Origin of the sequence: Streptomyces sp. YS-3 (assembly GCF_045257485.1) — a bacterium.
GTDB lineage: Bacteria > Actinomycetota > Actinomycetes > Streptomycetales > Streptomycetaceae > Streptomyces.
Genome location: NZ_JBJHPC010000406.1, coordinates 1 through 6,649, shown reverse-complemented (window position 1 = coordinate 6,649; position 6,649 = coordinate 1). Strand labels below are relative to the sequence as shown.

The following is a 6,649-nucleotide window of genomic DNA, read 5'->3' as shown; positions in this document are numbered from 1 at the left end:
GGGAGGCGTGGTGGGCGGGGTCGTGGGCGGCGTGGCGCCGGCGAACCGCACCGCGTACTTGGCGAAGTCCCAGTCGGCCTGGGCGACGCTGCTGCATGTGCCGGAGGTGGTGCCGTTGTTGTCGGGTGGCGAGCACTGCCGGTCCCGGTTGAGGGACCAGAAGGTGAAGCGGTCCATGCCATGGCCGGTGGCGTAGTCCAGGACGCTCTGGAAGTCGGCCTGGCGGAAGTACTCGCCGGTGTCGCTGCGGCCGTTCATCCCGGAGAAGCCCTCGTGGGCGTAGGCCGTGGCCTCGCTCCAGCCGAAGGTGGAGCGCAGGATGGAGTTGAAGTTGGTCAGGGCGCTCAGCTGGGCCGCCGCGCCGCTGAACCCGCCGTCGAAGGGCATGATGGAGAAGTTGTCGGGCACGAAACCCTGCGCCTTGGCCTCGTTCAGCATCTGCTTGCCGAACCAGCCGGTGCCGTCGGCCGTCCCGGCCGTGGTCACCGAGACGTAGAGGCCGGGGTTGTTCTGCTGGAGGATCCTGGCGGCGCCGATCTCGTGCGCGATGGCCGCACTGTTCTCGTACTCGGGCTCCTCCAGGTCGAAGTCGATCGCCTTCAGCCCGTACTTGGTGATGACCTGCTGGTAGGCGGCTGCGGTGCTCGACGCGTCGGAGCAGGTCTGGCCGAGCTTGGTGCCGCCGTAGCCGCCGACCGAGACGGACACGTCGCCGCCCTTGGCCCTGATGGAGGCGATGACGCCGGCGACCGCCGTGTCGGAGGAGACGGGCGCCGTGCCGCCCCAGGTGGGGCCGCACCCGCCTCCGTCGGGAGCGAGGACGAATGCGAGCTGGAACGCCTTGAGCCCGGTGGCGTCCATGATGGCGCCGGCGTTCGGCGGGTTGTTGTCGAGCGGCATCAGATACGGCGCCGCCGCGTACCACCGGTTGCTCAGTGCGGTCGCGGCGGCGGGCGCCCCGGACGCCTGTCCGGCGACGAAGGCGGAGAGGCCCGCCGCGGCGAGCGCGGCGGTGGCGGCGCCGCAGAGGAGAGCGCGAAGACGTCTCATGTGCAGTCTCCTGGGGTGGGGGGAGTTCCCCCGGGGCCGAAACGCGCTCCGAGGGGGACGGGTTCACAGCAGAATCGAGCCGTGTCCCGAGCACGTCAACGACTTGGACTAGACCATGGGGAATCCTTGAACCGGCGACGGCCGTGCCGACGTACGGGACCCCCTTCACCGCCCGCGCCGTCCCCGCCCCAGAGGCGTGCCCGCGCGGCACGAGCGGCCCATTGTCAGTGCCGCGAGAGATGCTTGACGGTCCGACACCTTGACCGACGGAGACGAGGGAGAAGCCGAGATGACCGAACCGGAGCGCACGGCCGCCAAGGCGTACGTCCGGCTGCTGCAGACCGCGCAGGCCGTGCTCGCCGACCCGGCGACGGCGCCGCGCGCCCTGGCGCTGCTCGCCGGGCCGATGGCGGAGGCCGAGGAGTCCCTGCGGGCGGCGGGCCTCGCGGGCAACGAGGCCCGGCTGTTCGCGCTGGTGGAGGACCTCCAGACGGATACGTACGCCTCGGGGCCCTGAGCCCGGGGCGCGCCTGCCACCATGGGACCCGGGGGCGAAGGCGACGGAAGGGTGCATGCCATGCGGGACTGGGTCACCGAGCTCGGGCTCGAACCCCACGCGGAGGGCGGGTACTTCCGCCGGATCTACACCAGCACGCACACCCTGTCGCTGCCCCGGGGCCCCAGACCCGCCGCCACGTCCATCCACTATCTGCTCACCCGGGACCAGCCGCTCGGCCGGCTGCACCGCAACCGGAGCGACATCCTGCACTTCCTCCTCGACGGCGGACCGCTGGAATACGTCACACTCGCCCCGGACGGCAGCCTCGACCGCGTCCGGCTCGGCGCCGACGACTCGCGGTTCCTGCTCGTCCCCGGCGGCCACTGGAAGGCGTCCCGCCTGGTCGACGGCGCAGGACACGGCCTGGTCGCCGAGGTGGTCACGCCCGGCTTCGACTACGCGGACCACGAGTTCGCGACCGCGGCGGACCTCCGCGGTTTCCCGGAAGCCAACGACGAGCTCCGGCCATTCCTGCCCTCCTGACCCGCGCACCACCTCTCGCGTATGTGGCAATCTCGCCAATGTCCGCCTGCGGTTCACCTTGGCGGTCTAGACCAATGATACAAAGGCAGTCGCTCCACAGAACCACTCAGACACCCGCAGTGATCGATCTAGGGAGACACATGCCCGGCACACATGGTCATTCCCTGCCCCCCGTCCCCCGATATCTGGAGATCGCCCACGACCTCAAGTCCACCATCGAGTCCGGCACTTCGGAGCCCGGACACCGGCTGCCCGCCGAACGGATCCTCGCCGAGCGCTACGGCAGCAACCGCCAGACGATCCGTCAGGCCCTGGACGTGCTGCGCCAGGAGGGTCTGATCAGCACCGAGAAGCGCGGCTCCTTCGTCCGCGGCGACCGCCCCGGCGAGGCGCACGCGCGGCTTCTCCAGGCACCTCCGGAGGCGCAGTTCCCGCTGGGCGCGCTGAGTCCCCGGGCGGGCATCGCCGCCGCGACCCGGCTGGTCTGGGAGGCACCGCCCGCCCTGTACGCGACCAAGCTGGGTCTGCGGTCCGGCGTACGCACGCTCGTCCACTACTACACCGCCTCGGCCGGCGACCGGGTGATCCAGCACGCGGTCAGCTACCTCTCCCCCAGCCTGATCGCCCAGATCCCGCTGCTCGCCCGCTACGAGCGGACGCTGTCCCACCACACCCACAGCGATCTGCGCCGCCTCTACGCCTGGGCGGCGGACGCCGGGCTCAGCCTGGAGCACAACGAACAACTCACCATGGCCCCCGGCGACGACCGCTCCGACGGCGTCCCGCAGCTGGAGATCCACCGCGAGGTGCGCGACCAGCACCACCGCACTGTGGAGATCACCCTGCTGACCTTTCCCCATGCCGAACAAGGGCCGATATATCACTTCACGTCCCCGGCCCGGGATGTGCGCCCGCCGCTCTGACGCCTACTCTTCCTGGTCATGACCAGATCATGGAAGACCGGGCTCACCGCCCTGGCCGCCGGCTTCGCCGCCGTCGCCGCATCCCTGGCGACGGCCGGTCCCGCCCAGGCGGCCACCCCGTTCGGCTCGATCGACAGCGCCGTCGTCAGCCAGTTCACCCTGGACCCGGTGGCGGACTTCGGCGGCCGGCGCCAGAACACCTTCGACGTCTACGACGAGGCGATCAAGGCGGTGGAGGCCAGGGGCGCGGTCGCCCAGACCAACGCCACGAGCGTGCTCACCTCGGGCGGTCGCACCGGCAGCAACGGCCTGTGCCACAGCACGGGCCTGGCTTCGAGCCTCGGCCCGACGGGCTTCTGCTGGGACAAGGCCGACGACACGTCCAACTCCTACACCGACGCGGGCGGCTGGACGCCGCAGGGCCTGACCGGCTCGTACGACGCCCAGCCGGGCGGTCTGTGGGACGGCCACAAGGCGTTCCTGGCCTCCTGGCACTTCAGCCGGGGCCTGGGCGGGGCGAACCCGGTGCCGAACGAGTTCGCCCGGGTCAGTCTGGTCAACGCCGACAACAACCAGATCACCTACAACCATCTGCTGCTCGTCGAGCCCACCGGCACCCGGGCGGGCGGCGACGGCAACTTCCGGGCCGTCCAGGGCACCCACGCCGACGGTGTGGTCTGGTACGGCAACAAGGTCTTCGTCGCCAACGGCCGCTGGCTGCAGGTGTACGACCTCCAGCACATATGGAAGGTCAACTCCAGCCAGGAGTCGGTCGGCATCACCGGCACGACGTCCTCGGCGCGCTGGAGCAACTACGCGCTGCCCATGGTCGGCCGCTACCGCACCACGGCCGACGACAACACCGCCTGTGTCGTGGTCACCGGCACCAGCCCCTGCCTGAACTCGCTGAGTCTGGACCGTACCGGCCAGGACGGTCTGGTCTCCGCCGAGTACAAGTCCGGCGGAGCGGGTGGCCGGGTGGTGCGCTGGCCGCTGAACTACCTCACCGCGCTCCCCTCCACCACCGACCCCTCCGGCCACGGCGTCAGCCACGCCACCGTCGGCTACTCGTCGCCGGTCTGGGCGATGCAGGGCGCCGCGACGAACGGCCAGTACTGGTACATGAGCGGCACCTGCCCCACCGGCACGGGCGGCGGCTCCGGTGACGCCATCGACTACTCGTGCATCCACCGGGCCCTGCCCGACGATGCCCCGCACGTGTACACCACCTCCCCGGTCCTGACCCAGAACCTCGGCTACTCACCGGACACGGGACGGATCTGGGGCATCAACGAGCGCATCAACTCCACCACCGGCATCCGGGTCGTCTTCTCGATCACCGGCTGACCCCGGCGGGCGGTCACTCGTTCGCCTCCGCCCCGGGCGCGCGCCGACCACGGCGGAGACGGGCCGCCCGGGGACGGCGATCCTCTTGGAAGGGCCAGGGGTTCACCGGCTCGTGACCCGGCGAAGGGTCGGCGACAGATCGGTGACAACGGGAATGCAGCTTGTGTTGCTTGTCATGACTCCGTCGATTCACACTCTGCTGTCACCGTCCGACGAAATGCCGTCCCCCCACCGGAGGTTCCCGTGTCAGCACCGCTGCCCAGACGCCGTACCACCCGCCTGCGCACCGCCCTGGCCGCCGCTGTCACGGTCGGCCTCGGGCTCGCGCTCACCGGCGCGGGCGGTGGCGCCGACGCCTCCGCCGCCGGACCCGAGAGCCTGCCGCTGTCCGCCACCACCTCGTCGGGCCTGCACAACACCTATGACCCGGCCTCGTTCCGGTATCTGGCGCAGGCACTCGACACCGGCACCTCCATGATCGAGCTCGACGTCTGGGACGACTTCATCACCAAGGAGTGGAAGGTCAGCCACTCCAACCCCCTGGGCAACAGCAACAACTGCGTCAACGCGAGCACGCCCGGACAGCTCTACTCCGGCAGCGCCAACAAGAACCTGGAAAGCTGCCTGGACGACGTACGGGTCTGGCTCGCGGCCCACCCCGGCCATGGACCGCTCGTGATCAAACTGGAGATGAAGGCCGGGTTCCAGTCCCACTTCGGCCTCGGCCCCGCCCAGTTGGACCAGGCGATCAGCGCCCACCTCGGGTCGGCCGTCTTCCGCCCGGCCGACCTGCTGGCCAAGCCGGGCGGCGGCCAGTACGCCACCCTCGACGAGGCGGCCACCGCCGGGAACTGGCCCAGCCGCGCCCAACTCGCCGGAAAGGTCGTCCTGGAGATCATCCCGGGCACGGTCGAGGAGGGAAACCCCACCGACTCCCTGTGGACGGACAAGGAGTACGCGACATATCTGCGCGACCTTCACACCGCCGGACGCACCACGCAGGCGCAGATCTTCCCGACGGTCCACGGCGCCCAGTCCGGCGACCCGCGCACCCGTTACACCGACACCTCGCTGCGGCCGTGGTTCGTCCTGTTCGACGGTGACGCCGCCACATATCTCAACGGCACCATCGACACCGCCTGGTACGACGCCCACCACTATCTGCTGGTGATGACCGACTCCCACAGCGTCGCCCCGGCCCTGGACGCCAAGAACCCGCCCCCGGCCGACGCCCAGGCCCGTATCGCGCTGCTCGCCAAGTCGCACGCGACCATCGCCTCCAACGACTGGACCGCGCTTCCCCAGGTCCAGGGCCTGACACTGCCTCGCGGCTGACCCCCAAGGGCGCAGGGCGGGGCCGCCTCACCCGTATCGCGGCGGCCCCGCCGCACATCAGCACGCCAACGTCCGTGATCATGGAATGATGCGCCCCGTACCCCTGTGCGTCCTCAGCAGCTCCGCCCCGCCACGGGTGGAACACGGCCACGACCCCGAGCTGTTCGTCCAGATCGGCTCGTTGACCAAGCCGCTCACCGGCACCCTCCTGACCCGTCTCGCCGTCGCGGGCGCCCTCGGGCTCGACGATCCCCTCGAACGCTTCCTGCCTGTCCCACCGGGCACCGGCATCACCCTGCGGCACCTGGCCACCCACACCTCCGGCCTGCCCCGACTGCCTCCCGGCCTCGACCGCCGTGATCCGTACGCCCCGTTCGACACCACGGCCCTCGACGCTCTCCTCCGACGCCTCGACACCCTGGTCACCGCAGCCCCGGGCGAGCGCGAGGAGTACTCCAACTTCGGCTACTCCGTACTGGGTTCGGCGCTCTCGACCGCGGGCGGCGCCCCGTACGAGGACCTGCTGAACGAGTACGTACTGGGTCCGCTCGACATCACCGACGTCACCTCCGCCCCGGCGCCGGAGCGGCGCCTGGTCGCCCGGGGGCTTTTCGGCCGCCCCTCCCGACCGTGGACCATGACCGGCGCGATCCTGCCGGCCGGGGGTCTGTGGGCCACCCCGATCGCCACCTCCCACCTGGTCACCTCTCTGCTCGTCGAACACCGACTGGGTGAACCGGCCCCGTCCTGGCAGCGGGCCGGCCGTCTGGTGTGGCACAACGGCGCGACCAAGGACGCCTCCGTCTTCGCCGGCGCGCTGCCGAACGGCGCCTGGGTGCTCGTCCACCGGCTGGCCGGCGACGCCGAAACCACCGACAAGCTCGCCATCGAGCACCTCAGGGGTGAGACGGAGGGGACGCCGTAGGGCCCGGACCGCCCGTGCCGCCAGCAC

The 6,649-nt window shown here is 70.8% G+C and carries 7 protein-coding genes; 6 read left to right on the top strand and 1 reads right to left on the bottom strand.

The annotated features are described in order from the left end of the window. A partial coding sequence (locus tag ACJA3G_RS26565) for a chitinase (RefSeq protein WP_406555574.1) occupies nucleotides 1-1,050 on the bottom strand: 1,050 nt, incomplete at its 3' end. A gap of 289 nt (nucleotides 1,051-1,339) precedes the next feature. On the opposite strand from ACJA3G_RS26565, the gene ACJA3G_RS26560 reads away from it, so the two are divergent. From ACJA3G_RS26560 to ACJA3G_RS26535, 6 genes are all read left to right on the top strand, one after another. Next, nucleotides 1,340-1,567, top strand: a complete 228-nt coding sequence (locus ACJA3G_RS26560) for a hypothetical protein (protein WP_358832903.1) — start codon at nucleotides 1,340-1,342, stop codon at nucleotides 1,565-1,567. A 60-nt stretch (nucleotides 1,568-1,627) separates the two neighbouring features. Continuing rightward, nucleotides 1,628-2,092, top strand: coding sequence for a cupin domain-containing protein (locus ACJA3G_RS26555; RefSeq protein ID WP_406555573.1), 465 nt, complete (start codon nucleotides 1,628-1,630; stop codon nucleotides 2,090-2,092). 140 nt (nucleotides 2,093-2,232) lie between these two features. Beyond that, nucleotides 2,233-3,015: a GntR family transcriptional regulator gene (locus ACJA3G_RS26550; RefSeq protein WP_406555572.1), complete on the top strand. Its 783-nt coding sequence runs from the start codon at nucleotides 2,233-2,235 to the stop codon at nucleotides 3,013-3,015. An 18-nt stretch (nucleotides 3,016-3,033) separates the two neighbouring features. Further along, nucleotides 3,034-4,362, top strand: coding sequence for a hypothetical protein (locus tag ACJA3G_RS26545; protein ID WP_406555571.1), 1,329 nt, complete (start codon nucleotides 3,034-3,036; stop codon nucleotides 4,360-4,362). Between the two features lie 243 nt (nucleotides 4,363-4,605). After that, on the top strand, nucleotides 4,606-5,697 hold the full coding sequence (locus tag ACJA3G_RS26540) for a phosphatidylinositol-specific phospholipase C domain-containing protein (protein ID WP_406555570.1): 1,092 nt from the start codon (nucleotides 4,606-4,608) through the stop codon (nucleotides 5,695-5,697). Nucleotides 5,698-5,785: 88 nt separating this feature from the next. Continuing rightward, on the top strand, nucleotides 5,786-6,622 hold the full coding sequence (locus ACJA3G_RS26535; RefSeq protein ID WP_406555569.1) for a serine hydrolase domain-containing protein: 837 nt from the start codon (nucleotides 5,786-5,788) through the stop codon (nucleotides 6,620-6,622). The last annotated feature ends 27 nt before the right edge of the window (nucleotides 6,623-6,649 follow it).